The sequence below is a fragment of the Thiobacillus sp. SCN 63-57 genome (assembly GCF_001725555.1).
Classification (GTDB): domain Bacteria; phylum Pseudomonadota; class Gammaproteobacteria; order Burkholderiales; family Thiobacillaceae; genus Thiobacillus.
The window spans coordinates 61,366-87,499 of the sequence record NZ_MEGP01000020.1 but is presented as its reverse complement, the minus strand read 5'-3'; the positions used below and the strand labels follow the sequence as shown (position 1 = coordinate 87,499).

Annotated in this window: 21 protein-coding genes; 10 read left to right on the top strand and 11 right to left on the bottom strand. The window is 63.6% G+C overall.

Annotated elements, in window-relative coordinates; translation table 11 throughout:
- Window positions 1-10 precede the first annotated feature (10 nt).
- From hslU to ABT23_RS09040, 4 genes are all read left to right on the top strand, one after another.
- On the top strand, window positions 11-1,336 hold the full coding sequence (gene hslU / locus ABT23_RS09055; RefSeq protein WP_296633932.1) for an ATP-dependent protease ATPase subunit HslU: 1,326 nt from the start codon (window positions 11-13) through the stop codon (window positions 1,334-1,336).
- Window positions 1,337-1,389: 53 nt separating this feature from the next.
- Entirely contained in the window at window positions 1,390-1,923 is a 534-nt protein-coding gene (locus tag ABT23_RS09050; protein WP_296633930.1) for a TIGR00645 family protein, read from the top strand.
- A 129-nt stretch (window positions 1,924-2,052) separates the two neighbouring features.
- Window positions 2,053-3,885 (top strand): hypothetical protein, encoded by a 1,833-nt coding sequence (locus tag ABT23_RS09045; protein ID WP_296633927.1) that lies wholly within the window; start codon window positions 2,053-2,055, stop codon window positions 3,883-3,885.
- 121 nt (window positions 3,886-4,006) lie between these two features.
- Window positions 4,007-5,059 carry an Sfum_1244 family protein gene (locus ABT23_RS09040; protein WP_296633925.1) on the top strand — a complete coding sequence of 351 codons (1,053 nt, stop codon included), beginning with the start codon at window positions 4,007-4,009 and terminating at the stop codon, window positions 5,057-5,059.
- Between the two features lie 49 nt (window positions 5,060-5,108).
- Here ABT23_RS09040 and ABT23_RS09035 read toward each other — a convergent pair whose 3' ends face one another.
- From ABT23_RS09035 to ABT23_RS09005, 7 genes are all read right to left on the bottom strand, one after another.
- The gene (locus tag ABT23_RS09035; RefSeq protein WP_296633922.1) at window positions 5,109-11,249 is read right to left on the bottom strand and encodes an Hpt domain-containing protein; all 6,141 of its coding nucleotides are present in this window, start codon (window positions 11,247-11,249) and stop codon (window positions 5,109-5,111) included.
- Between the two features lie 68 nt (window positions 11,250-11,317).
- Complete coding sequence (locus ABT23_RS09030) at window positions 11,318-13,432, bottom strand: methyl-accepting chemotaxis protein (RefSeq protein ID WP_296633919.1); 2,115 nt, start codon at window positions 13,430-13,432, stop codon at window positions 11,318-11,320.
- A gap of 59 nt (window positions 13,433-13,491) precedes the next feature.
- Complete coding sequence (locus tag ABT23_RS09025) at window positions 13,492-14,013, bottom strand: chemotaxis protein CheW (RefSeq protein WP_296633916.1); 522 nt, start codon at window positions 14,011-14,013, stop codon at window positions 13,492-13,494.
- A 10-nt stretch (window positions 14,014-14,023) separates the two neighbouring features.
- Window positions 14,024-14,389, bottom strand: coding sequence for a response regulator (locus ABT23_RS09020; protein WP_018507283.1), 366 nt, complete (start codon window positions 14,387-14,389; stop codon window positions 14,024-14,026).
- Window positions 14,390-14,410: 21 nt separating this feature from the next.
- A complete protein-coding gene (locus ABT23_RS09015; protein ID WP_018507284.1) occupies window positions 14,411-14,824 on the bottom strand; it encodes a response regulator in 414 nt (137 codons plus the stop codon).
- 148 nt (window positions 14,825-14,972) lie between these two features.
- A complete protein-coding gene (locus tag ABT23_RS09010; protein ID WP_296633913.1) occupies window positions 14,973-15,776 on the bottom strand; it encodes a hypothetical protein in 804 nt (267 codons plus the stop codon).
- Window positions 15,777-16,040: 264 nt separating this feature from the next.
- Window positions 16,041-16,223: a rubredoxin gene (locus ABT23_RS09005; RefSeq protein WP_296633910.1), complete on the bottom strand. Its 183-nt coding sequence runs from the start codon at window positions 16,221-16,223 to the stop codon at window positions 16,041-16,043.
- 319 nt (window positions 16,224-16,542) lie between these two features.
- On the opposite strand from ABT23_RS09005, the gene ABT23_RS09000 reads away from it, so the two are divergent.
- The 4 genes from ABT23_RS09000 to ABT23_RS08985 are packed head-to-tail and all read left to right on the top strand — an operon-like array spanning window position 16,543 to window position 20,394.
- Window positions 16,543-17,385, top strand: a complete 843-nt coding sequence (locus ABT23_RS09000; RefSeq protein WP_296633907.1) for a hydroxymethylpyrimidine/phosphomethylpyrimidine kinase — start codon at window positions 16,543-16,545, stop codon at window positions 17,383-17,385.
- A gap of 8 nt (window positions 17,386-17,393) precedes the next feature.
- A complete protein-coding gene (gene thiE, locus ABT23_RS08995) occupies window positions 17,394-18,029 on the top strand; it encodes a thiamine phosphate synthase (protein ID WP_296633905.1) in 636 nt (211 codons plus the stop codon).
- A gap of 23 nt (window positions 18,030-18,052) precedes the next feature.
- A complete protein-coding gene (gene hemL / locus ABT23_RS08990; protein WP_296633902.1) occupies window positions 18,053-19,330 on the top strand; it encodes a glutamate-1-semialdehyde 2,1-aminomutase in 1,278 nt (425 codons plus the stop codon).
- Complete coding sequence (locus ABT23_RS08985) at window positions 19,327-20,394, top strand: hypothetical protein (RefSeq protein WP_296633900.1); 1,068 nt, start codon at window positions 19,327-19,329, stop codon at window positions 20,392-20,394. Before hemL ends, ABT23_RS08985 begins: the two co-directional genes overlap by 4 nt.
- Here ABT23_RS08985 and dsbD read toward each other — a convergent pair.
- Together dsbD and cutA are read right to left on the bottom strand one after the other, a co-directional pair.
- The gene (gene dsbD / locus ABT23_RS08980; protein WP_296633898.1) at window positions 20,366-22,702 is read right to left on the bottom strand and encodes a protein-disulfide reductase DsbD; all 2,337 of its coding nucleotides are present in this window, start codon (window positions 22,700-22,702) and stop codon (window positions 20,366-20,368) included. The two genes, ABT23_RS08985 and dsbD, sit on opposite strands and share 29 nt — an antisense overlap.
- A complete protein-coding gene (gene cutA / locus ABT23_RS08975) occupies window positions 22,695-23,018 on the bottom strand; it encodes a divalent-cation tolerance protein CutA (RefSeq protein WP_296633897.1) in 324 nt (107 codons plus the stop codon). Before cutA ends, dsbD begins: the two co-directional genes overlap by 8 nt.
- Window positions 23,019-23,021: 3 nt before the next feature.
- Between cutA and ABT23_RS08970 the strand changes: the two genes are divergently transcribed.
- Complete coding sequence (locus ABT23_RS08970) at window positions 23,022-23,429, top strand: FxsA family protein (RefSeq protein ID WP_296633895.1); 408 nt, start codon at window positions 23,022-23,024, stop codon at window positions 23,427-23,429.
- A gap of 10 nt (window positions 23,430-23,439) precedes the next feature.
- Here ABT23_RS08970 and ABT23_RS08965 read toward each other — a convergent pair whose 3' ends face one another.
- Complete coding sequence (locus ABT23_RS08965; protein ID WP_296633890.1) at window positions 23,440-24,363, bottom strand: SDR family oxidoreductase; 924 nt, start codon at window positions 24,361-24,363, stop codon at window positions 23,440-23,442.
- A gap of 94 nt (window positions 24,364-24,457) precedes the next feature.
- On the opposite strand from ABT23_RS08965, the gene ABT23_RS08960 reads away from it, so the two are divergent.
- Window positions 24,458-25,495 carry a CDP-6-deoxy-delta-3,4-glucoseen reductase gene (locus ABT23_RS08960; protein ID WP_296633888.1) on the top strand — a complete coding sequence of 346 codons (1,038 nt, stop codon included), beginning with the start codon at window positions 24,458-24,460 and terminating at the stop codon, window positions 25,493-25,495.
- Between the two features lie 78 nt (window positions 25,496-25,573).
- Here ABT23_RS08960 and ABT23_RS08955 read toward each other — a convergent pair whose 3' ends face one another.
- Window positions 25,574-26,095, bottom strand: a complete 522-nt coding sequence (locus ABT23_RS08955; protein ID WP_296633886.1) for a DUF302 domain-containing protein — start codon at window positions 26,093-26,095, stop codon at window positions 25,574-25,576.
- Window positions 26,096-26,134 lie beyond the last annotated feature (39 nt).

Sequence of the window (26,134 nt, the reverse complement as noted above, 5' to 3'; positions counted from 1 at the left end):
CTCACCTTTCATGACCCCCAAAGAAATCGTCCACGAACTCGACAAGCACATCGTCGGCCAGGCCGCCGCCAAGCGCGCGGTCGCAGTCGCGCTTCGCAACCGCTGGCGGCGCCAGCAGGTCGACGAACCGCTGCGCCAGGAAATCACGCCGAAGAACATCCTCATGATCGGCCCGACCGGCGTCGGCAAGACCGAGATCGCGCGCCGCCTGGCGCGGCTCGCCAACGCGCCCTTCATCAAGATCGAGGCGACCAAGTTCACCGAAGTCGGCTATGTCGGCCGCGATGTCGACACCATCATCCGCGACCTGATGGAAACCGCAGTCAAGCAGATGCGCGAACAGGCCACGTCCAAGGTGCAGTTCCGCGCCGAAGAGGCGGCCGAGGAACGCATCCTCGACGCGCTCTTGCCGCCGCCCCGCAGCGTCGGCTTCGGCGAGGCCGAGCAGCCGCAACGCGAGGAAGGCACGGCGCGCCAACGCTTCCGCAAAATGCTGCGCGAAGGCCAGCTCGACGACAAGGAAATCGAGATCGAAGTCGCCGTAGCCAATCCCAGCATGGAAATCTTCACCCCGCCGGGGATGGAAGACCTGTCGCAGCAACTGCAGGGCATGTTCCAGAACCTCGGGCAAGGCCGCCGGCAGAACCGCAAGCTGAAAGTGCGCGAAGCGATGAAGCTGCTGACCGAAGAAGAGGCCGGACGGCTGGTCAACGACGAGGAAACCAAGCAGCAGGCGCTCGAAGCGGTCGAGCAGCACGGCATCGTGTTTTTGGATGAAATAGACAAGATCGCCACCCGCTCGGACGCCCACGGCAGCGACGTGTCGCGCCAGGGCGTGCAGCGCGACCTGCTGCCGCTGATCGAGGGCACCACCGTGTCGACCAAGTACGGCATGGTGAAGACCGATCACATCCTGTTCATCGCCAGCGGCGCCTTCCACCTGTCCAAGCCGTCCGACCTCATCCCCGAGTTGCAGGGCCGGCTGCCGATCCGCGTCGAGCTGCAGGCGCTGTCGGTGGAGGATTTCGAGCGCATCCTGACCGCCACCGACGCCTGCCTCACACGCCAGTACGAAGCGCTGCTGGCGACCGAAGGCGTCACGCTCAGGTTCACCGACGACGGCATCCGCCGCATCGCCGAGATCGCCTTCGAGGTCAACGAGCGCACCGAGAATATCGGCGCGCGCCGCCTGCACACGGTGATGGAAAAGCTGCTGGAAGACATCTCCTTCGACGCCGGCAGCACCACCGGCGAATACGTGGTCGACGCCGAGGCCGTCACCACGCGTCTCGCCGCACTGGCCGCCCGCGAGGACCTCGCGCGCTACGTCCTGTAACGCGTGGCCCAGGCACACCCTGCATTTTGCAACCCTGTTAACACCCTGAATACATGAATCCCGAAGACCGCCAGCCCGTTGCCACGCGCAACAAGCTTCTCTCCACCATCCTGTTCGGCAGCCGCTGGCTGCAGGTTCCCCTCTATCTCGGCCTGATCGGCGCGCAGCTCGTCTACGTCGTGCATTTCATGGTCGAACTGGAGCATCTCGTCGTCGGCACCTTCACGCTCACCGAGGAGAAGATCATGCTCATCGTGCTGGGACTGATCGACGTGGTGATGATCTCCAACTTGCTCATCATGGTCATCGTCGGCGGCTACGAGACCTTCGTCTCGCGCCTCAACCTCGAAGGCCATCCCGACGAGCCCGAGTGGCTGTCGCACGTCAACGCCAACGTGCTCAAGGTCAAGCTCGCCACTGCCATCATCGGCATCTCGTCGATCCATCTGTTGAAGACCTTCATCAATGCCCCCAACCTGGATGACAAGGTGCTGCTATGGCAGACGGTCATTCACATGGCATTCATCGTGTCGGCGGTGTCGATCGCCTATATCGACAAACTGATGCCGCAGACGGCAAGGCATTGACCACCGGAAGGAGCGGCGCCAACAGGACCTGATGCCGCCGCTAATGCCTCCATCGACATTACTTATTTGGCTGTCCACCCCCGCAGGCGGAAAATCGCCCGGTTAAGTTACGTTTATCTGGAGACTCCCATGGCCACCCGCGACACCCTCACCCCCAAAGAAGCCCAATGCAGCGGCGGAGCCGATTACGCGGCGCTCGCACTGGAAGCCCTGCAGGAACCCGCAGACGCGGCCTACGCCAAGGAGCTGATGGACCGCGTGGCGGATGACTGCCAGTTCACCAAGGACCTGGCGGCCTGCGCCATCGTCTACAAGGCACTGGGCGAACAAAGCCGCGCCGAGGAGCTGCTGCAGACTGCCGAGGACTACTGCATGAGCGGCGAGGAGCAGATCGCGCTGGCCGAGGCCAAGTTCAAGGTGCTGGGCGACAAGGCGGCCGCGGTGGGCGCGTATGAGAAGGCGCTGAAAGAAACCAACAACCTCGACCCGCTGATCGACCTGGCGAAGAACGTGATGAGCGTCATCGCCGACGGCGCGTTTGCCAAGAAGATACTGGAAAAGGCTGAAGCAAAAATTTCCCGCGCGGTCGAATACAGCAAACTGGCGGCGGCCTCGGCCGAGCATCTGCTCGACAAGGATTACGCCGCGGCGATCTTCAACAAGGCCGGCGAGAAACTTTCCAGCGTGCCCGACCTGCTGTCGCTGGCCGGCGAGGTCACCAAGACACTGGGCGACCCGGCGCGCGCCAAGGCCTTGTACGAGCGCGCCCTGGCTGGCGCCACCGACTTCGGCGCCGCCAAGACGCTGATCGAGTCGGCCAAGCAGGCGGGCGACACGGCATTCATGCAGTCTGCCCTGAAAAAGGCGGGGGACTTGGCGAACGCCACCGGCGACTACATCGAGCTCGCCGAAGGTTTGGCCGGCGTGGGCGATAAGCCGGGTGCTGCGGCCCTGCTCGACAAGGCCGAAGACGCCGTGGCCGGGCTGGACGAAATGCAGAAACTGGTGGCCGCGGTGGAAGCGCATCTGGCCGACGATGCCGAACGCCTCGCCCGCGTGAAAATCAAGCTGGAGAAGCGCCAGGCCAACCACGCACGCTATATGGAGTTCCAGCAGCTGGAAAAGGAAGCCGCCAGCGTCAAGCAATTCCTCGCCCTGGCCGACCGCGTCCGGCTGGAACTGGAAGACCCGTTCTACGCCGCCAAGCTGATCGAGGCAGCCGAGACCCTGCTCGACGGGACCGGCTACCAGTTCTCGCGCTACAAGCCCATCATGCTGGCGGTAGACAAGAATCTGGACGACACCGACTGGCTCTCCCGCCTGCTCGACCGCGCCGCGGAAAACGCCACCGACTTCATCGCGTTCAAGGATTTGGTAGTCACCGCCGCGCATCTGCATCACCGCGAACTGGGCGTCTCCAAGGCACGCGCCTACCTCGCCGCGCGCGAAACTGCACTGGCGGCGGACCCGAATGCCACGGTCTACGATACCGCCAAACTTGCCGAGGCAAGCTTCGCCGCGACGCAGGATGCAACCGAGGCAGGCCGCCTGCTCGAGACCGCGCGCGCGCAAGCCAAGGATCACTTCGCGCTCACCCACATCGGCCGCTTGTATGCATCCATGGGCAACAGCGCCCGGGCCGATGAACTCTATGCAGCCGCTGCGGCCGCCTGCCCGAATGGCGACGCCTGCATTCAGTTCATCGATCGCCTGAAGGGATTCGCACTCCCGGCCGAGACGCTGAAAAAATGGTATGCCCAATGCGGTGCCCACTTGAGCAAGCCTGCCGACAAGCTGCGCTGGGCCGAAGGCATTGCCGACGCACTCAACGACAAGGCCTGGGCAACCGAGGTGTATGGCCAGCTTGCGGGACAATTCAGCGGCACCGATGCCGCGCGCTTCGAGCTTTCCCGCCGTTCGCGTGCCGACCTGAATTTCTTCGGCGTCACCCGCCGCCACTAGTCCGCCGGCCGGCCGGTGGGCCTGGTCATGCTGGCCGCCTGCAATACCCCTGAAAACAGCCCGGTTACATGGGCTGTTTTTATTTGTACACTCCAGATAAAGCTGTCTTCAGGAGTGCGTCATGCTTGAACTTTCTGCTCTTATCGACACGGTGCAGAAAAATTGCACCATCGCCGACGCCCGCCACGCGCGCGACATGACGATGTGTACTTTTCTGCTGGAAATGCGCGAGTACTATCGCTGGGAAATGGAAATCCCCTATGGCGCGCGCCTGCCCAAGGACGAACTCGGCGACTGGCTGAACGCACGCGAAAGCCTGTGGGATACGGTGGAAGAAGAGGATTTCGCCCCCCTGCCGCTGAACGAAGCCGGCATCGACCCTTTCGAGGCCGATGACATCAACCGTGCACTGATCCCGCAAGGGCTGGTCTACAGCAGCGGACTGGGACACTTCCGCAAACCGCACTTCGTGCTGGCCGAGCTCAAGCGCGCCGAAATGCGTGACGGCGTGCAGGTACTGGTCGCCGGCTGCGAATATGCGCGCGACCTGATCGCCCCGCCTGCCGCCATGCGAGGCGGCGCGATCTTCCTGCGCATGGACGCAGTACGCCGCCTGCTGTGGAACAAGTACGAAGAATGGCAGTGGAAGGAAAAGGACACGGCGCTGGGCCGCGCGTTTGCCCACTACGACTTCGAACGCGACACCGAGCGCGGCCTCGATCGCATGGCCGAAGCGGAGAGCGAGGCGATGATTCTCCACGAGATCGGCGAGGCACGCGCGGAATCACTGCTGGGCGAGGACTGGAATGCGATGCTCGGCCACCTCAATTCCCGGCATGCCGAACTGCTGGCGCGTGCGGTGCGCGACCATCTGGCCGACTGCCTGATCACGCTGCCGACGCTGCTCGAACGCGAAGCCATCGGTTCGCTGCATTTCTACCTGGCGAACCTGTCCGGGCTGCGCCGCGCCCTGTTCCCGGCACTCCCGCAGGCATACGAAGCCTGGCTCGGCAGCGGCGACACCGCCCGTCTGACCTCAATGGTGAAGGCGGCTGAATCCCACTGGCTGGATGCCGCCCGCCTGCTAACGACGACCTACCATCACGATCCGGCGCAAGGCAACGCGCAGCTCAACGCGCTGGCCAGCGGCGATCTCACCGGCCTCCGCCTCTAGGCGAAAAAAAAACGGGCGCCAGGCGCGCCCGTTTTCTAGCATCCCGCTGTTATGCCGGCACAGCGGCTTCCTGGCCAAGCTGCTCGGCAATGGAGTCGAGCAACTGCTGCTCCTGATACGGTTTGCCCAGGTACACGTTGACGCCGATTTCCATCGCACGGTTGCGGTGCTTGTCCGCCGTGCGCGAGGTGATCATGATGATCGGCACCGACTTCAGGCGTGCATCGCTGCGCATGACGCGCGCCAGCTCGAAACCGTCCATGCGCGGCATCTCGACGTCGAGCAGGACCACGTCAGGGATCAGGTCGTGCATCTTTTCCAGTGCATCGACGCCATCCTTCGCGCTGTCGACGCGGAAGCCTTCGCGGGTGAGGAGGCGCGTGGTGATCTTGCGCACGGTGAGCGAATCGTCGACCACCAGCACCAGCGGCGGCTGCAGGGCGGTGCTGACTTCCACAGCCTCGGCTGGCGCCGTGCGTTCCACTGCGCTGCGCGGCAAACTGGCCCAACGCAATGCCAGCGGCACCGGGTTGAGGATCAGGATCACGCGTCCGTCGCCGCGTACGGTAGCGCCCGCGACACCGGTAATGCGCGCCATCTGCGGGCCAATGTTCTTGACCACGATTTCGCGCGTGCCTTCGATCGCGTCGAGCAGCACGGCTGCCTGGCTGGAGCCGCTTTTCAGCAGCACCACCGGGTTGTAGCGCTGCACCTCGTGCACCGCCTCGGTATCGCCCAGCAGATGCGGCAGATAGGAGAACGGATAACGCGCACCGCGCCACGTCAGTTCGCCGGCTGCCATGGCCTGCTCCAGATCATGCGGCTTGAGTTCCAGCACCTGCTGCACCAAGGGGGCCGGCAGTGCGTAATCGTGCTTGGCGGCCTGGATCATCACCGCCTGCGTCATCGCCAGGGTGAGCGGCAGATAGATGTTGAAAGCGGTGCCCGCGCCGGGCGTGGAGGTGATGTCGATACGGCCGCCCAGCGCGGAGATTTCGCTCTTGACGACGTCCATGCCGACGCCGCGCCCGGCAACCTGGCTGACGGTTTCGGCGGTGGAGAAGCCGGCGGCAAAAATCATCTGCGCCAGCAGCGACTCAGTCGGCTCGACCCCCGGCAACAGCAAGCCGTTGGCCTCCGCCTTTTCGCGGATACGCGCATAGTTGAGGCCGGCGCCATCGTCCTTCACGGTCAGCATCATTTCGTTGCCGGTCTGGCGCGCCGACAACACGATCTCGCCAAACTCGGCCTTGCCCGCCGCCCGACGCACCTCGGGATCTTCAATGCCGTGCGCCAGCGCATTGCGCAGCAAGTGCTCCAGCGGCGCGGTCACCTTCTCCAGCACCGAGCGGTCGATTTCGAGTTCGCCGCCCTGGATGTCAAGCTGGGCGCGCTTGTCGACGTCGCGCGCGGTCTGGCGCACGGTCCGATACAGGCGCTCGGCCACTGAATACAGCGGCACCATGCGGACTCGCAGCAGATCCTGCTGCAGTTCGCGGTTCAGCCGCGTCTGCTGGATCAGCGCGGCATCCGCCTCGCCCAGGCGGGCCAAAAGGATATGTTGCACCGTGGAGATGTCGTTCACGCTTTCGGCGAGGAAACGGGTGACTTCCTGGAAACGGGTGAAGCGGTCGAACTCCAGCGGGTCGAACTCCTCGGCCGCGCCCTGCGTCTGGAACGTCGCCTGCATCTGCGACTCGGCCTGGATCTCGACTTCGCGGATGTGGCCGCGCAGGCGCACCAGCGCTTCCGACAATTCGTTGACGTGACGCTTGAACGCAAACACTTCGCTTTCGATACGGGAACGTGCGATCGCCACTTCGCCAGCCTGGTTGACCATGCGGTCGACCCAGTCGGCCCGCACACGCAGCGTCAGGGCATTGCTTTCGCGCGTGACCGGTGTCGCAGGCGCAAGCGGGTCGGCCGTCGCGGCAGCCGCAGGATCGGCCCGACCCAGCACCGGTTCGACCGGTGCTTCCAGCGGGGCGGACGCGTCCTCGAGTGCCGGCGCAAGATCGCCCTGTTTCAGGTGTTCCACGGCATCGGCCAGCCGGTCGAGCTGGGCTTCCAGCGTATCGAACACGTCGTGGCTTGCTGCCAGATGGCCCTCGATCACGGCGATCACGCGCGATTCCATCACGTGGGTCAGTTCGCCCAGGCGCATCGCACCGACCATGCGCGCACTGCCCTTGATGGTATGCAGGTTGCGGCGGAGCGCGTCGCGCGGGCCTGTGCCGGCGGGCGTCTCTTTCCACGCACGGAGTTGCGCGCTGGTATCCGGCACCAGCGTATCGGCTTCCTCGAGGAAGATCGGCAGCAGCTGCTGGTCGATTTCATCGGCCACTTCGCGCCGTTCGAATACCGGTGCCGGTGCGGTAGGCTTGATGTCAGGGACCAGCGCACTGATATCCGGCAGAGCGGGCGTCGTTTCGGCTTGAACGGCGGCGGCCGGCTCGGCAACGCGCTCCGGCTCGGCCGGCACGTCCTGTTCCTGGCTCTCGGCGGACGGCACGTTCACCTCGCCCGTTTCCTCATGGGCTGGAGCGGACACCGCGTCGGACATCAACGATGTCTGTTCATCCTCCAGTTCGCCCAGCGTTGCGATCAGGTCGTTTGCCGCATCGGGCAGGTGTCCCTTCTCGATGCTTGCGATCATCTCGTGCAGGCGCGCAACGGTATCCTGGACCAGTGAGAGATGCGAAGTTGGCATGGGCACATGCACGAAGCGGTTCCAATACTGTTCGAAGGCATGCGACAGATCCGACAGGGCAGTGATGCCGGCAGTCCCTGCAATGCCACCCAGCGTGTGGATCGCGCGTCGTGCATGCTCGCTGACCGAACTGTGTTCGGCTTCGGCGTGACGCTCGGCCTCTTCCGTCAGCACGGCCAGCCGCTGGTGGGCTTCGGTCATGAAAATTTCGTAAAGCCCGGCGGAGAGGCAAACCGGCCCGATGCAGATTTCGTCCGGCATGGGCGGCTCCGCAGGGAGCGCCTCATCGAGCGGGGCGGAATGCTCTTGTACGACGGTAGGCGGTTCTGCCAGGGTTTCGTCCGGCGAAGCCATTTCTTCCTGGATGGACAGATCGCTGTCGTACGCCACTGCGGGGGCAACCGCATATTCAATGATCGCGCCAACGTTCAGCGCAGGCAGTTCAACACGGACTACTTCGGCTTCAGGCTGGACTTCGTCCACCGTGATCGGTGCAGCATCGGCACGCGCCTCGCAGCCGGCCTGTTCGATCAACTCGACTGGCGTGTCAGCGGTAGCGGCCCCGGCATCATCCGTCGCACCATTTTCCAGTGCGGCGACAGCGTCCTCTTGCTCGACCGCTGACAAGGCCAGCCAATCGCTTTCCGCTTCGGCATCCGCCGCAACGTCCATCTCGATTGAGGCCGCCGCCTCGCCTTCCGGCACGGCTGCCGCTTCTTCGGTTTCCCCTACCGTCCCGGTTTCAGCCAACAGATCGGCTTCTGCAACCGTTTCAGGCCAGTCCGGCGCATTCGCAGCCGGCGTTCCGACAACCTGCTCGGGCGGCGCAGCAACCGGAACGGGCGTCACATCCAGAGCTTGTCCCTGTGCGACACGATCGACCGCCGCCAGCAAGGCCGGAACCGGCAAGCTCGCAGATTGATTGTTCTGCAGGGCGTTCACCCAGTCCTGGAAGACCCCGCGTGCACGTCCTACCAGGCGCAACAAGTCGCCACTGGCTGGTTTGTTCTCGGCCAGCCAGCCGTTCATCAACTGCTCGTGACGCCACGCGGTTTCGCCCAGTTCGTCCAGGCCCACCATGCGCCCACTGCCTTTCAATGTGTGGAAGCCACGGCGGATGACGGTCAGGGCAGCCTGGTCGTCGGGGTTGGCCTGGCAGGCTTCGCTGGCTTCGCCCATGGCCGCCAGCACCTCGTTGGCTTCCTCCAGGAAGATCTCCAGCAGTTCCGCTTCGGATCCTTCGGGAATCGTCACGTGAAGCAGGGTTTCGCCGAGCGCACCGTCGCCAGGCGAACCGGTTTCCGCCACTGAGGCTGACTCGGCTGCAGCCACGGCCGACGGCTGTACCGTTTCGATGATTACAGCGTATGCGGACACGGCGGCTTCGTCGGCTTGCGCCTCAGTCGGCACGCCATTGTCGAACGCTTCATCCGTACGCAGATCAATCGCTGGCAGTGTCGTTTCCGTCTCGTCTTCAAGCGCCACTGACATGTCGATCGCAACCCGTTCGGGCAGCGGCAGGCCGGTCAGGGCGGCCACATCGGCATCGAGTGCCAGCGGGGCTTCCATCGCATCGCGACAGGCATCGAGCGCCGCACGGGTCTGCTGTTTCAGCGTGGCGTCGTCGATCAGTTCGGCGTCGCGGCTGAGTTCGGTCAGGGCATCAAGGAATTTTTTTTTTGTGGCGTCGTCGGGTTGATCGCGCCACTCAAGATAATTTTCCTGTACTTCGGTTTTGCGAGCGGGCAGGCCTGATTCGACGGTGTCGTCGAATGCGCTGTCGTCAACGCTGCCGGGATCGATCACGCCGAACTCGATCAGCACGGGTCGCAGGATTCTGGCGGCGTCGGTACGGCCGGCGCAGTAGGATTCGATATACAGACCGAGGCTGGAGAATGCATCGGCCAGACGTTGCTGGGTCGCTTCGTCAGGGTAGCCTTCCTCAGCAAACGCTTGTACCGTCGCGGTCGCCGCACCCAGCAGACCTGCAGCGTCGGGCAATTCCAGCATGGTCAACGCGCCCTGCGCCTGCTGTGCCAGCGCGGGCACGCCCGCCAGCGCCTCGCGTTCGCCCGCGTCGCGGAAGAAGGCGTCCAGTGCGTCTTCCATCTGCTTCAGATTCTGACCAACTTCCTGCGCCATATGCACCAGCATGTCGCGCTCGGCTTCGCGCTGGCTATTGGCATCCACGACGACAGCCGGCATCTCCCGACCTTCGATCAAGGCCAGCAGACGCGCCTGCTGGCCTTCCGCGCGAGCCGCAAAATCACTGTGCAGGACGTCTTCCTGATCGACGGCGTTCTGCATGAACAGCAGCGTGGCTGCGATCTCCAGATCCATCTGCTCGCGTGCATCGCCCTCGCGCGCGGCCCGTGCGGCAGCGGCGGCGGCCAATTCGTCCAGCAGGGGTTTCAGCTTGCTGTCTTCCAACGCCTGGGCCTGCGGCAGCATGCGTTCGAGGTGTGTCTGGAACTGCGGCAACTGGCCGGCGTCGCTTTCCACATAGGCGTGCCAGCTATCGCGTGCCGCCTTGAGACTTGCCTGCAGGGCATCCAGAACCGGGCGCATGCGTGCCAGCGCCTCGGGATCGAGCATGCCACGGCCGGGCAGGTAGCGATCGAGGCCAAACGTCGCCCGGACTTCGGCAGCGCGCCCATCCAGGGTCTGGCTTTTTGCCACGAAAAACAGGGCGTCGCGCAGCAGGCGCTCGGCGACTTGCGGCGAGCCTTCCATGAGGCGACGCATCTGCAGGTCGACGCGGGCCAGCAGCTGTTTGACATGGAAATCGGCCTCGACCCCGTGCGCGATCAGGCTGTCGACAAAACCGACGCAGGCCCACCAGAACGTTTGCGAGGCTTGCGACGGTGCAATGCGTTCGATCGCGGCCAGCGCATCGCGCATCCGCTTCAATCCCTGCTCGGCCTCGACATTGCGCAGGAAGGCCAACAGGCCGCGCTGGAACAGGCCGCGCGCAGTCTTGACTTCCGCTGCCAGCATCTCTTGCGTCATGGCATCGTTGGCCGCCTTGGCATGCGCCCGCGTGCGCAGGTCAGGGAAAAACAGTTCGCCTTCGAATACTCGCTCCGCGCCTTGCAACTCGCGCAGACGCTTGTAGAGGGGGAAGAGTGCCAGTTCGCCACTGCCGCGCCCGTCAGCCAGGTCTTTGACCCAGCGCTGCAGGCCTTCGATGGCATTGCGCAAGGCGCGCAGCACCTCGTCGTTCGCCTGCAGGCGATTTTCGTTGACGTCGCCCAGCGCGGATTCGAGCGCACTCGCCAGCGTGGCCGCACCTTCGAGGCCCACCATGCGGAGCGCGCCGGTCACCTGGTGCGCGTCGTCGGCTGCCAGGCGCAGGGCATTGGTGAGATCGGCATCCACGCTGTAGGCCTGCACGCGCCCGAGGGCGGCTTGCAGGGCGGCGTCGATGTCTCCGCGCACCCAGTTCAACGGGCCGGTATCGTAATCGAGTAAGGCGCTCATGGTGTGTGTTCCTGACGTTGTATGCTTGGCCTGGGGTCGTTGACCGCTTGTCTACGCGTTCAGTCCGATCAGGCGAGCTTGAAGCCTGCAACCGAATTCTTCAGATCCTGTGCCAGCTGCTTCATGCCGCCGATCGACTCGGCGGTCTGCTGCGTACCGCTGCTGGTCTGCGCCGAAATGGACTTGATGTCCTGCATGGTTTCGGCCACCTTGGCGGTCGATTCAGCCTGGCTCTGAGTGGCCGAGGAAATGTCGGCGATCAGCCCGGCCAGCTTCTTAGACACGTCGCCGATCTCGGCCAGCGTCTGGCCCGCGGCATCGGACAGCTTGGCGCCCTCGACCACGCCCTGGGTCGACACTTCCATCGCCGCCACCGTGTCGTGGGTATCCGACTGAATGGTCTTCACGATCGCGGCGATCTGCTTGGTCGCATCGGCCGAGCGTTCCGCCAGCCGCTGCACTTCTTCCGCCACCACCGAGAAACCACGACCGGCTTCGCCCGCAGACGCCGCCTGGATGGCGGCGTTGAGCGCCAGCACGTTGGTCTGTTCGGTAATGTCGGAAATCAGTTCGACGATTTCGCCGATTTCCTGCGAGGATTCGCCAAGGCGCTTGATTCGCTTCGACGTTTCCTGGATCTGTTCGCGCAGGCCGTTCATGCTGGCAATGGCGTTGGCCACCGCCTGCTGGCCCTTCTCGGCGGCAGCCAATGACTGTTCGGCCACACGGGCAGACTCGGCGGCGTTGCCCGACACCTGTTGCACCGACTGCGCCAGGCTCACCACCGCAGCCGAGGTCCCTTCGATTTCCACAGTTTGACGGCGCGCCGCCTGCTGCAGCGAATCGGACACCTGGCCCGCCTGGCTGGCCGCCTGGTCCATCTGTTGCGCGGCATTGTTGATCCCGCGCACCAGGGTACGCAATTCCTCGACCGTGTAGTTGATCGAGTCGGCCACCGCGCCGGTGATGTCTTCGGTCACGCTGGCGTTGATGGTGAGGTTGCCTTCGGCCAGTTCGCCCAGTTCGTCCATCAGACGCAGGATCGCCTCCTGGTTGCGGCCGTTCTCTTCTTCGCTTCTGCGCGCCCGCGACTTGGTCTCGTTGATGTTGACCAACCCCAGCATCACCAACGAACCGATCGCCAGCAGGCCGAACAGTGCGGCCAGCAGATAGCCGGCACCCCCGACGGACTGATAGTCCTTCGACAGCTGATCGGTATTCGCCAACAACGTGTCGCTGCCGGTGAACAGGTTCTTGGCCGACACCTTGGCCTGCAGCAGCGGCTGCGTATTGGCCAACACGGAGCCGACCACCTCGACCATGTCGCCCATGTTGCTACCGAGGTCTTCCAGCGTCGCCATGCTGTTCTCGTTGCGGCTGGCCCCGCCCGCCATCAATGCCTGCACAGTATCGCGGAACGACGTCGTGTCTTTCTCCAACTGCATCACCACGGCAGGGTCGATCAACTCGGCCGACAGCAGCAGGTTGGCGTTTTTCGGCAGACGCTGGCTCAACATGACCAGATGGTTGGCGCGCGACACTTCGCGCACGCTGGCACCGGAATCTGCCAGCTGGCTGGCGAGCTGCTCGGCCACTTCCTGCAAGTCGACGCTCAGGTCGTTAATGCGTTTGATGCTGACGCTCGTCGCCACCAGGTTTTTCTGCTGCGACAGGATCTGTGTGACCTGCGGATTGAACGTCTTCCATTGCGCCTCGATCTTCTCCAGCGTCGCGCGCGCCGCACCCGTGGACGCAGGCACGGTATCGTCGCCTTCGGTCAAGCCCTTCAGCGTTGCCTCGAACGAGGCCTTGCCCGCTGCCAGTTTCTTGAAAGCCGCAGCATTACCCAGGACAGACTGCTGGGCGGTCAGCGGCAGGCGCTGCGACAACACTTTCAGCTCGCCCGCGCGCGTTTCATAACCGGTGCGGTTGTCGAGCTGGAGCGAACTGTAGATGGTGAAACCGGCTGCCAGCAACAGGGAGATGATCAGGGTACCGCCGGTATAGAGATATTGCTTTTCGACGGGCAGGCTGCCGATCAAGGGTGCCTTGCCAGGTTCCTTGTCCGCCAGCTTGCGCACGGTCTGCATGATCAGGGTGGTGTGTTCGGTGCCCGCTTTGCCCGCAGCCTTGCCCGTCATACGGCCCGCCAGCCCTTTGAGGCCATTCATCGTGATTGCCATGTTCATCGCTCCAGTCCTTCCACTGTATCGGCGCCTGTGCGCCCGGTTTTAATGATCAATCAATTGCCGATCTGTGCTTCGACCTTGAGGAACTCGGTATTGCCGAGCAGCTGTCCGAAGTCCATGTCGCACCAGTCGACGCCTGCCTCGTCCGCATAGTGGCGCGCAACCCATGGGTGCGCTGCGCGTGCACTGCTCGGCTGGTAGCGGTTGATGTTCTTCAGGCCTAAGGTATTGCGCACCAGCAGGGCCGCATTGACGCCGAAATCGTGATGCGGGATCAACAGGCGGCAATCGGCGTGTTCGGGTGTCACGCCCTGCCCCATGAAATCCGCAAAGTCGCTCACTGCAAACAGGTTGCCGCGGATGTTGGCGACGCCGCGAAACCACCGGCACGCACCGGGCACCTTGACGATGGGCGGAACCGGGATCACCTCCTCCGTATCGGAGAGGCTCACCAGCCAGTTCACGTCACCCACGCGAAAACCCAGTCGCGAACCGGAGTTGTCGCGGCTGGCCGCCGCCTGCAACTGCTGCGAAAGTTGGGTCTGAAATTCGCGCAGATTGAATTTCTTGGCCATGGCGGTGTGCTTAGCCCAAGGCCTTGATTTGCGACAGCAGGTCTTCCGGCTTCACGGGCTTGACCAGATAGGCTTTCGCGCCCTGGCGCATGCCCCATACCTTGTCGGTTTCCTGGCCCTTGGTGGTGCACATGATGACCGGGATATGCTTGGTCGCGTCTTCCTTGGTGATCATGCGGGTCGCCTGGTAGCCGTTCATGCCGGGCATGACGACGTCCATCACGATCAGGTCGGGCAGGGTCTGTTTGGCCTGGGCGACAGCTTCTTCGCCGCTTTCGGCCATGCTGACCAGATAGCCGTTCTTGACCAGCAACTCGGACAGGAAAAAGCGCTCGGTGGGAGAATCATCCACAACCAGAATTCGGCTGATCGCCATATCTATGCTCCTAGAAGAAAATTAAGCGCCTGCGCACGTATGCTCGCGCACCGCCGTCAGCAACGTATCCTTGGTGAACGGCTTGGTCAGGTATTCATCGGACCCCACCATGCGGCCGCGTGCCCGGTCGAACAGGCCGTCCTTGGACGACAGCATGATGACGGGCGTGGTGCGGTACTTGGCATTGCGCTTGATCAGCGAGCAGGTCTGGTAGCCGTCGAGTCGCGGCATCATGATGTCGACGAACACCACGTCCGGCTCGTGGTCGGTGATCTTGGCCAGCGCGTCGAAACCGTCCTGCGCCAGGATGACTTCGCAGCCCGCCTGGTTCAGGAAGATTTCTGCGCTGCGGCGTATGGTGTTGCTGTCATCGATGACCATCACCTTGACGCCTTTCAATGCTTCATTGTCCACACGTTTCTCCAGCAGGGTCATCGGGGGAACGGCACGTGCCACCCCCCCTGTGTGGTAAACATTACGGCACCGGTCCGCGCTTCTTTAGTGCATGCGCATCGAGGATCAGGTGGGCAACAAAAAGGGCGTTGCAACGCAACGCCCCTTTTCCCGGCCTGGAATCAATACGTTACTGCTGCCAGGCTTCCCCACTGGACTTCTTCTCAACCCCGGCCACCGCGCTCATGGTTTCGAGAATGGTATTGGGCAGGGAGGAAATCCGCATGAATTGCCCCATCCCGACGTCCGGGAACGCCAGTGCGATGCGGAAGCGGCCGTGTGGCGACTCCACCTCCTTGTCGACCACATAAATCTCGTAGGGCAGGCCGGCGATATTGTTCTGCATGTCGATTTTCTTGATCCAGTCGCCGTCGCTGTTCTCGCCATCATTCATCGCCACGCCAAATACGGCCAGCTTGCGATTGGGCATCACGACTTCGTAGATTTTGGCCGTCTTGCCGACGCCTTTGGCCAGATTGTCGCGCACGGTTTTCAACGCCTCTGCAAAGCTGCCATATTCGGCCAGCTTGTTCTTCGGCGAATCGAGGCGCTCCATGCCGATCATGTAGCGGTAGTTGGCCAGACTGCTGGCCGATTCGTCACCGCCCAGGCCCTTGCCGGCGCCCAGCGCATCCTGCAGGCGCGCCTGCAGGGCCTTGACTGCGTCTTCCTTCTTGGCGAAAGCTTTGCGGAAATAGGCGCGATACCAATAGTCGGGATTGGTGTACGCCACACTGCCGTCCGCGGTCACGCCCACGCGGATCGCCGCACCCAGGATGGCATTCCCCCCGACCGACCCCACTTCGTCGAGCATGGCCTCATCCGTGGCGATGACTACGCCATACCCCGCCAGGGTTTTGGGGAAATACTTGCCGACCACCTTGAAACCACCGGTCTTGAGCTTGGACTCGACAGCCGTCGCTGCCGCCTGCACGTTCCCCCCCTTTACCGAATCGCCTTGGAGATAAGGGGAAATCGCCCATACGCTTGTTGAGAAAACAAACAGAACCCACGTTGTCATCCACCGCATCATCATTATCGTCTCCTGATTTATATGTACCCCGTTTCTTGTCTTACCGTACCATTGACAGGGGCGCCATATAGTATCCCACTCTGTTCGAAGTGGGATTCGATAGGCCAACGTAACTATCGCCCATTCCGATGCTTTACTTGAGCGGGCAGATGACGAATCCGAGTTTTAAAACGCCACCATCTCGAAATCTTCCTTGCGCGCACCGCAATCGGGGCATGTCCAGTTGATCGGCACGTCTTCCCAACGCGTGCCGGGCGGAATTCCATCCTCGGGCGCACCGCTTTCCTCGTGGTAGATGTAGCCGCAGATCAGGCACATCCAGCTTTTGTATTCAGGGGTTTCGGACATGGGGTAAAGCCTATTCCAGTAAAAATCATGCCCCGCGCCGGTTGCCTGCGGGATGCAGTGCAAGGCGCGGGGGGCGAAGTGTAGCCATTCTCCATGAGCCACCCGCAACGCGGCAATGCGCCCGCAGGCAACCGGCCCTTCGGGTTGAGACCAGGATCGGCGTCTGCGACGTTGCAGCGCTTGGCAAGGGACGACCCTTGCCGGCGCACTGCGCCTTGCATCCATCCGGTCCTGGGCTCAACGCGGGGCATGATTTCTACTGGAGTAGGCTCTTGGGGAATCGGCTAAAATTGGAGATTGATTTTAAAGCAGTGACGCCATGCCGCCTATTTTCGCCCCCAAACCCACGCCGCCGCTGGTGCTCAGTTTCGCCGCGTCCGACCCGACCGGCGGCGCAGGCATCCAGGCCGACCTGTTGACGCTGGCCAGCATGGGCTGCCATCCCTTGTCGGTGATCACCGCGCTCACCGTGCAGGATACCGCCGGCGTCGACGAGATCCTGGTGATCGACGCCGAGTGGGTGGCCGATCAGGCACGCATGCTGCTGGAAGACGTACCGGTGGCCGCGTTCAAGCTCGGCATACTGGGAAGCGCCGAATCGATCGCGGTGATTGCCGAAATCCTGGCCGACTATCCGGATATTCCGGTCATCCTCGATCCGGTATTGGCTTCCGGGCGCGGCGACGAACTCGCCAATGACGACATGATCGCCGCCATGCGCGACCTGCTGATTCCGCAGACCAGCATCCTCACACCGAACAGCCACGAGGCGCGGCGGCTGGCGCTGTTCGAATCGGACGAGGACGACATGGACCTCGCCGCTTGCGCCAAGCATTTGACCGATCTCGGCTGCGAGTATGTCCTCGTCACCGGCACCCACGAGGCCACCCCGCGCGTGTTGAACAGCCTGTACGACGCCGACGGCCACGTGCAGACCGACGCCTGGGACCGCCTGCCCGGCAGCTACCACGGTTCGGGCTGCACGCTTGCCTCGGCCATCGCCGCCGCCCTGGCCTACGGCCAGGACGTCCCCCAGGCGGTACGCGACGCGCAGAACTTCACCTATGAATCCCTGAAGGCTGCGTTCCGGCCCGGCATGGGCCAATACATTCCCGAGCGTTTCTTCTGGGCGCAGGACGGGCAGGCCGAAGGCAATGCCTGATTCTTGCCATGCGTGAATTCCCGGGCGGCATCTACGCCCTCACCGCCGAAACCGCCGACACCGAGCAGCTGCTGACGCAGGTCGAGGCGGCGCTCGCCGGCGGCGTTGCCGCAGTGCAGTACCGTGACAAATCGGATGACGTCGCGCGCCGCCACGAACAGGCCAGCGAACTGGTCGCGCTGTGTCGCCGCTTCGGCGTGCCGCTGATCGTCAACGACGACCTTCGGCTGGCTGACCTGACGGACGCCGACGGCGTGCATCTGGGACGCGATGACGGCAGCCTGCGCGAAGCGCGCATCATCCTCGGCAAGGACAAACTCATCGGCGCGTCGTGCTACCAGGACCTCGAACTGGCGCAGGCAGCCCAGGCCACGGGCGCCGACTACGTGGCCTTCGGCAGTTTCTTTGCATCGCCCACCAAGCCGGCCGCACCGCGCGCCGGCCTCGACCTGCTGCGCGACGCCACGGCAGTCATCCAGGTGCCGCTGGTCGCCATCGGCGGCATCACGCTGGCCAACGCGCCGCTGTTGCTCGACGCCGGTGCCGACAGCCTGGCCGTGCTCTCGGCCCTGTTCGACGCCCCCGACATCCAAGCCGCTGCGCACGACCTGAATCAATTATTCGAAACCGAATCCGAAGAGTGAAACGCCCAACCATGAAAGCAGCCATGACCCGCAACGAACAGCTATTCGAACAGTCGCAGAAAGTCATCCCCGGCGGGGTGAACTCGCCGGTGCGCGCCTTCAAGAGCGTCGGCGGCACCCCGGTGTTCTTCAGCCGCGCCAAGGGCTCGCGCGTGTGGGACGCCGACGGCCGGGAATACATCGACTACGTCGGCTCCTGGGGACCGGCCATTCTTGGCCACGCGCATCCCGGTACGGTGAAGGCTGTGCAGGACGCTGCCGCCAACGGCCTGTCGTTCGGCGCGCCCTCCGAGGCCGAACTCACCATCGCCAACCGCATCACGCAGTTGCTGCCGAGCATCGAGAAGGTACGTCTCGTGTCGTCCGGCACCGAAGCGACCATGAGCGCGATCCGTCTCGCGCGCGGCTTCACCGGCCGCTCCAAGTTCATCAAGTTCGAGGGCTGCTACCACGGCCACGCCGACTTCCTGCTGGTGAAGGCCGGCTCCGGCGCGCTCACCTTCGGCAACCCGACTTCGGCCGGCGTGCCACCGGAAGTTGCGGCACAGACGATCGTGCTGGATTACAACGACGTCGCCGGGCTCGAGCGCACTTTCGCCGAGATCGGCAAGGAGATCGCCTGCATCATCGTCGAGCCTTTCGCGGGCAACATGAACCTGGTGAAGCCGACTGCCGAATTCATGGCCACAATGCGCCGGCTATGCAATGCCCATGGCGCCCTGCTGATCTTCGACGAGGTGATGACCGGCTTCCGCGTCGATCTCGGCTGCGCGCAAAAACTGCTCGGCATCCAGCCGGATCTGACTACGCTTGGCAAGGTGATCGGCGGCGGCATGCCGGTAGGTGCCTTCGGCGGCCGCGCAGACGTGATGGACGCGCTGGCACCAACCGGCCCGGTGTACCAGGCCGGCACGCTGTCCGGCAATCCAGTCGCTGTTGCGGCTGGCCTCGCCACACTGGAAGCGGTGTCCGTGCCAGGTTTCTACACGACACTCGCCGCCCACACCGAAAAACTGGTGAAGGGCCTCTCCGCCGCCGCAAAAGGCGCCGGTGTCACCTTCTGCGCTGATTCGGTCGGCGGCATGTTCGGCCTGTATTTCGCTGCCAAGCCGCCGGCGAGCTTCGCCGAGGTGATGCAATGCGACAAGGAGACGTTCAACCGTTTCTTCCACGCCATGCTCGACCACGGCATCTATCTCGCCCCGTCGGCGTTCGAGGCGGGTTTCGTCTCCGCCGCGCACAGCGACGCAGACATCGACGCCACGATCAGCGCGGCGCGCGAAATATTCAAGACGCTATGAACGACGAACTGTCCCCGGAAGACGAACTGCGTCTCAACGTTCTCTTCAACACCGAACTCAAAGCCGTCCGCATCGACGAGTCGAACATGACGCTGTGGGCGTTGACGCCGCAGGGCGAGGCCAGCGTGCCGCTCAAACCCACCGAGCGTTCCGACCGCTACCTGAAACGCGTGCGCGAGATGCTATCCGGCCACGCCCTGGGTTCGCCCGGCGGCTATCCGGTGCATCTGACGCGCTGGACACGGCAATCGCAGGCTGGACTGTCGACCCAGCATCTGGCGCAGTTGCTGCTGATCGCCGAAGAGGAAGCGGTCGTCGCGGTGGTGCACTCGCCTGCACTCACCGACGAGCTGGCGCGTTACGCCTGGTGGTGCATGCCGACCATCGAGAACGCACGGCTGATGCTGATGCGCGATGTCGTGTGCCAGGGCAGCATGGGACGCACGCTGGCCGAGTTCCTTGTCGAGCATCTCGCCTTCCTGCACGAGGACGACGTCGGCATTCTCGATACCGTCGCGGTGATGCTGTACTCCGGCGTACTCAGCGACGCCGAACGGCTGTCGATCTGGAAACGCGGCAACAGCCGCAACTCCTATTACGTGGCTTTTCTCGAGCTGCAGCCGGACGACCTGCCCAACCCGCGCCCTGCGCGGGTCGACCACGCCAGCGTGCCGCAGCTCGCCGGCAATTCCTACGGCGCGATGCTCGACAAGGCCTTGTCCGGACAAGGGCAAACCTTCCTCGCCACCACCGCGACCATTCTCGACCGCCCGGAAATCCAGGAAGTCGTGAACCACACGCTGAATGCACTGGCCGGCTGGTGCGCGCCGCTTCGCCAGGCGGATGAAGCCTCACGTGCCGCCGCACGTACCGCATTGCTCGCTGCCGCGCCGCAATTCGAAACGGACTGCGCGGCGCTGGACGCACTGGCTGCGGTGGATGCCGACACGGTGCGACCGATCTTCCTCAAGACCACGGCCATCGGCTCGCTGATGCGGCGCAAGATCCAGCCGGTCGTCACCCCTTTGCTCGACGCTATCGCGGTATTGCGGCGCCAGCCATAAAACGAAAAGCCCTGCGGGCGCAAGCTCGCAGGGCTTCAGGGGCGGGCAAGCTTACTGGCCGAGCGCCGAGTTGATGCTGGCGAGAAACTTGTCCGCCTTTTCGAAACCGATCACCTTGTAGGCCGGGCGGCCCGAACAGGTTGAAGCGTTTCAGCAAGGCCTTGTCGGCATCGGTGTTGGCCGTGACGTCGACCTGCAGCAGGACCATCTTGTGCAGGCGAGCCTGCACCTTGGGATCACTGAAGGTCAGGTGTTCCATTTCCTTGCACGACACGCACCAGTCCGCATAAAAATCGAGCATGACCGCCCGGCCCTCGGCCTTGGCCGCGGCCAGCCGGGTATCGAGCTCCGCGACACTCTTCACTCTCTCGAATGCCAGCCCCTCCTGCTCGGCTGCCATCGCAATGCCGCCTGCGCCTCCTTTGAAGACGCTGCCCTTGTAGATCTCCAGCGGCTGCAACAGGTCACGACTGCCCGCCAGCATGCCGAGAATGATCGACAGCCCGCCGACCAGCAGCACCACGCCGAGCCCCTTCCACAAACGCTTCCAGCCAGAAGCTTTCTCCGGCAGCGGGTCGAGCGCGTGCAGGTAGATCGCGGAGGCGATCAGCAGTACGGCCCACAGCAGCATGTTGATCCAGGCGGGGATGATGGGCGAAATGAGATAAATGGCGATCGCCAGCATCATCACGCCGAAGAAATACTTCACCGCGTTCATCCAGCCGCCGGCACGCGGCAGCAGCGCACCCGCCGACAGACCCACCAGCAGCAAAGGCACGCCCATGCCCAGTGCCAGCACGAACAGCGCGACGCCACCCAGCGTCGTGTTGCCGGTCTGCGCGATGAAGGCGAGCGCGGCGGCGAGCGGCGGCGCCACGCAGGGGCCGACGATCACGGCCGACAGCGCGCCCATGACGAAGACGCCGACGAAGTTGCCGCCCTTCATCTTGTTGGAGGCGTCGGAGAATTTGCTCTGGATGAAGCTCGGCAGCTGGAGCTCGAAGAAGCCGAACATCGACAGCGCCAGCAGCACGAAGATGCCGGCGCCGATGCCGAGCGCCCACGGGTTCTGCAGGGCATTCGACAGCAGTGTGCCGGACAGGGCCGCCGCCACGCCGGCCAGCGCGTAGGTGATGGCCATGCCCAGCACATAGGCGAGCGAAAGCAGGAAGCCGCTGGCCTTGGTCAGTTCCTTGTTCTGTCCGGCGATGATGCCCGAGAGGATCGGGATCATCGGGAACACGCACGGCGTCAGCGCCAGCAGCAGCCCGAATCCGAAGAAGGTGGCGACGACCGCCCAGAAGCTGCCACCCTTCAGCACCCGCTCGATCTTCGAGGTATCGGATTCGGCCGCAACGGGTTCGGCCGGCGAGGCAGCCCGGTCGCTCGTCGCAACGGGCGCAGCCGCCCCGCTCGCCGTCAGGGAAAAGTCGTGCTTGATCGGCGGATAGCAGACGCCGACCGCCTCATTGCAGCCCTGCCAGGTTGCGGCCAACACCAGGGTTTCGTTGCCGGCCAGCGCGCGCGACAGCGCAAGGCTGGCGGAAAAATCATGGTGATATACCTCGGTGCGGCCGAAACTCGGGTCGTCCTTGATGTCGCCCGCAGGCGTGTCGACACGCGTGATCTTGATGTCGGCCGGCGATTTGACGACGAAGGCGAGCTTGTCGCGATACAGGTAGGTGTTGGCGGTCGGCGCATAGTCCAGCTTGACCGTCTGCGCGTCCGGCATGGCCGCCTTGACCAGGAAAGCCTCGTCCGGCGGCAGGAGTTGCGGCATGCCGGTATCGCCGCCCAGGCTGCGCAACCGATCCAGCGCGGAGGGCGCGGGAGCCGCCGCACTGGCCGCAGGCAGGGCCACCGCAGCGGCGACGGCCGCGGGCAGCTTGATCGTGACGCTTTCGCTTTGCGGGGTGTAACAGAGGCCGGCATCCGCGCAGCCCTGCGACATTGTTTTCAGGGTCACCGACGTGACGCCCGCAGCACGCTGGATCGGCAATGCGATCCGCACATCCTTGCGGTAGGTTTCGACCGTGCCGAAGTTATCGTCGTGCTTCACCTTGCCGGCAGGCCGTTGCGGCGTGCCCAGGGTGGCGCCGTCGACCTCGAACTTGAACTTGTCGCGATACATGTAGTAGCCGTCGGCGATCTGCCAGCGCGCTTCCAGCGTATTGGCGTCCAGCGCACGTGCCGAGAACTTGAACGCCGCTTCGGGGTCAAGAAAATCTTCGGCGTGGGCCACTGGAAAATGCCCAAGCGCACCCCCAAGTGCAAATAGTGCGCTCAGCAAACGAATCCACTTAATCATGCTTTTCAGTCTCCTTGGCCACCCAGTCGAGGTAAGCGGGCAGGCCATGTGTTATCGGTACGGCAATCAGTTCAGGTACGTCGTAGGGGTGGTGCGCGCGGACGATCGACTCGACCAGCGGGTAGTGTGCCGCGGTGGTTTTGATCAGCAGCGGGATTTCGTCGGCCGTTTCCACCGCACCCCGCCAACGGTAGATGGAGCGGCACGCCGCCAAAACGTTCACGCATGCCGCCGCGCGGCTTTCGATCAATGCGTGCGCCAGTTTCTCGGCATCCGCAACATCGGGTACATTCGTCAAGATTAACAAAGGTTCCATGTCATGCGCTTTGGTTGGATTGTGCTACTGCTCCTGTCGTTTCCGGTTCTGGAGGCCATCGGTATTTTCTGGGTGGCCCATGCCATCGGCAGCTGGGTGCTGCTATTGCTGCTGCTGGCAGCCGTTGCCGGCATCATGCTGATTCGCATCGAACGCGCCGTCTGGGGGCCGCGCCTGCTGTTTTCGCTGCAGTCGGGCGCGCATCCCCTGGCCTCCCTCTTCGCCAGCGGCCGTATTCTCCTCGCGGGCGGCCTGCTTGTCTTCCCCGGCTTCATCAGCGATGCCATCGCACTCGTGCTGCTGCTGATCCCGGGCACCTGGGCCGGCCGCAAGGCGGACCCGATGCGCCCGGCAAACGACGATGTGCTGGAAGGCGAGTTCAAGCGGGAACCGGACGACCTGCTGCGCTGAACCGGATCGTTCAAAACAGCTTCATCTGGCCGCGTTGATGCCCTTCAGGGTGCTTGTGCCCTTCAGGGTACGCCTGCCGGATTTCGCGCAGCAGGTCGTCCGAAGTCGGATAACGGTATTTCAGCCGCAACTCGCGCGTGGTGCGCGCGTTCGACAACTGGCGCGACTCGCGCAGGAACGACAGCAGCGCTTCGGACAATACCTTTTCCGCTTCGGCGCGGTTCACGCGGGGCGGCCGCGGCAGGTCGAAGGCGTCGGCGCAGCTGTCGAACCAGTCCCCCATCTTCAACGGATGCGCGTCGACCGCATGGTAGACGCGCTGCGCGCGTCCCCGGAACAACGCCGCCCACGCCAGACGCGCCAGGTCGTCGGCGTGGATATGGTTGGTATAGCTGTCGTCACGGGCAATCAGCGCGGGCGTGCCGCGCTTGATGCGTTCGAGCGGCAAACGGTCGGCGGCATAGATGCCCGGTGCGCGCAGAATGCTCACCTGCACCCCCAGGACCTCGCCCCAGCTGCGCAGCTGCCGTTCGGCGTCCACTCGCCGCACGGCACGGCCGTTCACCGGCGCCACCGGACGCGTTTCGCTGACCCAGTTGCCGCCGCAATCGCCGTACACACCGCTGGTGCTGATGTACACCAACGCGCCCGGCTTGCCGCGCCGGGCCAATGCGTGCAGTAGCCGGGCCGTGCGCGGATCGGTCGTGCCTTCATTGGGCGGCGGCGCAAAATGGAATACGCCATCGACGCGCGGCAGGCGCTTCAGCGTGGCAGGCGCATCGAGGTCGCCGATATAGGGCGTCACCCCCAACGCACGCAACGCGGCGGCACGCTCGGGCCGGCGGATCATGCCGATGAAGTCGGCTTGGCCGGCGTAGCGTGCCACCAGTCGCTCGGCGACGTCGCCAAACCCTACGATCAAGATCTTTTTCATTGCCTCCGCCTGTAACCCTTGCGCTGCAAGGGTGAAAACCCCGTCCACTCAGGCGATAATCCGCCGGTTTATCCCCGTATTTTAAGCGCACATCATGCCGTACCAGGTCACCGTCCAGCCCAGTGGGCACCAATTCACCGTCAACGACGACGAAACCATCCTCGAAGCCGCCCTGCGCGAGGGGTTCTCGCTGCCTTATGGCTGCCGCAACGGCGCCTGTGGCGCCTGCAAGGGCAAGGTGCTGTCCGGCCAGCTCGACTACGGCGTGCATTCGGCCAACGCGCTGAAGGACGAGGAGAAAACGCAGGGCCGCGCCTTGTTCTGTCGCGCCAAACCGCTGAGCGACATGGTCATCGAGGCCAAGGAAATCGGCGCTGCCAAGGACATCATGGTGAAAACCCTGCCGTGCCGGGTGGAAAAGCTGGAGAAGCGGGCCGACGACGTGATGGTGGTGAAGATCAAGCTGCCCGCCAACGAACGCCTGCAGTTTCTCGCCGGACAGTACATCGACTTCCAGTTGAAGGACGGCAAGACGCGCAGCTATTCGCTCGCCAACCCGCCGCACGACGATGCGCTGCTGGAGCTGCACATCCGCCACGTGCCGGGCGGCTTCTTCAGCGACCAGGTTTTCACCACCCTGAAGGAACGCGACATCCTGCGCCTGAAAGGCCCGCTCGGCAGCTTCTTCATCCGCGAGGACTCCGACAAGCCGATGATCTTCATCGCCGGCGGCACCGGCTTTGCGCCGATCAAGGGCATGCTGGAGCACGCCTTTGCCGAACACACCGACCGCGAACTGGTGCTGTACTGGGGAGTGCGCTCGCTGAAGGATCTGTACATGGCCGAACTGCCACAGCAGTGGCTGGCCGAGCGGCCGAACTTCAGCTTCATCCCGGTGCTGTCGGACCCCCAGCCCGGCGATCACTGGCAGGGCCGCACCGGCTACGTGCACGAGGCCGTGCTGGCCGATTTTGCCGACCTGTCGGGCTACCAGGTGTATGCCTGCGGCGCGCCCGTCATGGTGGACAACGCGCGCGACAGCTTCGTGAAGACCCGCAAGCTGCCCGAGGATGAATTCTTCGCCGACGCCTTCGTCTACGCGGCCGACACGGAAACGGCCGCCGCACAATAAAAATGCCCGCTTGACGCGGGCATCTCGATTCGAGTCTCTTACGATTGAAGGATGGCGTTCCGCTCGAAGCGGACCGGTTTACAAATCCCCGTGGGCGCCCGCCTGCATGATCTCGATCAGCCCTTCGCGCACTTTCTTGATGCGCGTAGTCAATTCCTGTTGCAGATTCTTTTCCTTCGCCACCAGATCGACGTTGATGTCCGGCATGATCAGCCAGCCCTTACCGTCGGCATCCTCAATCATCGAGATGCGGCACGGCATGTAGATGGCGAAGTCCATGCTCATGTCGATCAGTTCCTTGGCCGTGACCGCGTCGCAGAACTGGAAAATGGTGATGGTGCGCTGCGGCTTGCCCGTCACCGCTTCCACCTGCTTGGACAACGGCAGTTCCGCGACCAGCTTCAGATTCAGCGCATTGGCTCGCAGGCGCATCGATTGGGCCGCATCGTCAAGACTGACGCCTGAGTCGATGGCCACCTTGTAGACGCCGGCAGTCTGGCCCGACTGTTGGGCCTTGGGCGCGGCAGCCCAACTGGCGGGCGCAGACAATACCAGGCTGCCCAGCACGATCCCGAACACGGCAAAAAAGGTACGACGCATGGGACACTCCTTCCAAATATTAGAAAAGTCTAATGGTAC

What these genes read in the sequence shown, in the direction of transcription:
- ABT23_RS08965 (WP_296633890.1), bottom strand. Translation starts at nt 24,363, where the DNA reads ATGAAAAAGATCTTGATCGTAGGGTTTGGCGACGTCGCCGAGCGACTG.
- thiE (WP_296633905.1), top strand. Translation starts at nt 17,394, where the DNA reads ATGCGTGAATTCCCGGGCGGCATCTACGCCCTCACCGCCGAAACCGCC.
- dsbD (WP_296633898.1), bottom strand. Translation starts at nt 22,702, where the DNA reads ATGATTAAGTGGATTCGTTTGCTGAGCGCACTATTTGCACTTGGGGGT.
- ABT23_RS09005 (WP_296633910.1), bottom strand. Translation starts at nt 16,223, where the DNA reads ATGTCCGAAACCCCTGAATACAAAAGCTGGATGTGCCTGATCTGCGGC.
- ABT23_RS09020 (WP_018507283.1), bottom strand. Translation starts at nt 14,389, where the DNA reads ATGGCGATCAGCCGAATTCTGGTTGTGGATGATTCTCCCACCGAGCGC.
- ABT23_RS09035 (WP_296633922.1), bottom strand. Translation starts at nt 11,249, where the DNA reads ATGAGCGCCTTACTCGATTACGATACCGGCCCGTTGAACTGGGTGCGC.
- hslU (WP_296633932.1), top strand. Translation starts at nt 11, where the DNA reads ATGACCCCCAAAGAAATCGTCCACGAACTCGACAAGCACATCGTCGGC.
- ABT23_RS09025 (WP_296633916.1), bottom strand. Translation starts at nt 14,013, where the DNA reads ATGGCCAAGAAATTCAATCTGCGCGAATTTCAGACCCAACTTTCGCAG.
- ABT23_RS09000 (WP_296633907.1), top strand. Translation starts at nt 16,543, where the DNA reads ATGCCGCCTATTTTCGCCCCCAAACCCACGCCGCCGCTGGTGCTCAGT.
- ABT23_RS08960 (WP_296633888.1), top strand. Translation starts at nt 24,458, where the DNA reads ATGCCGTACCAGGTCACCGTCCAGCCCAGTGGGCACCAATTCACCGTC.
- ABT23_RS08985 (WP_296633900.1), top strand. Translation starts at nt 19,327, where the DNA reads ATGAACGACGAACTGTCCCCGGAAGACGAACTGCGTCTCAACGTTCTC.
- ABT23_RS09040 (WP_296633925.1), top strand. Translation starts at nt 4,007, where the DNA reads ATGCTTGAACTTTCTGCTCTTATCGACACGGTGCAGAAAAATTGCACC.
- ABT23_RS09030 (WP_296633919.1), bottom strand. Translation starts at nt 13,432, where the DNA reads ATGGCAATCACGATGAATGGCCTCAAAGGGCTGGCGGGCCGTATGACG.
- ABT23_RS08970 (WP_296633895.1), top strand. Translation starts at nt 23,022, where the DNA reads ATGCGCTTTGGTTGGATTGTGCTACTGCTCCTGTCGTTTCCGGTTCTG.
- ABT23_RS09045 (WP_296633927.1), top strand. Translation starts at nt 2,053, where the DNA reads ATGGCCACCCGCGACACCCTCACCCCCAAAGAAGCCCAATGCAGCGGC.
- hemL (WP_296633902.1), top strand. Translation starts at nt 18,053, where the DNA reads ATGACCCGCAACGAACAGCTATTCGAACAGTCGCAGAAAGTCATCCCC.
- ABT23_RS08955 (WP_296633886.1), bottom strand. Translation starts at nt 26,095, where the DNA reads ATGCGTCGTACCTTTTTTGCCGTGTTCGGGATCGTGCTGGGCAGCCTG.
- ABT23_RS09050 (WP_296633930.1), top strand. Translation starts at nt 1,390, where the DNA reads ATGAATCCCGAAGACCGCCAGCCCGTTGCCACGCGCAACAAGCTTCTC.
- ABT23_RS09015 (WP_018507284.1), bottom strand. Translation starts at nt 14,824, where the DNA reads ATGACCCTGCTGGAGAAACGTGTGGACAATGAAGCATTGAAAGGCGTC.
- cutA (WP_296633897.1), bottom strand. Translation starts at nt 23,018, where the DNA reads ATGGAACCTTTGTTAATCTTGACGAATGTACCCGATGTTGCGGATGCC.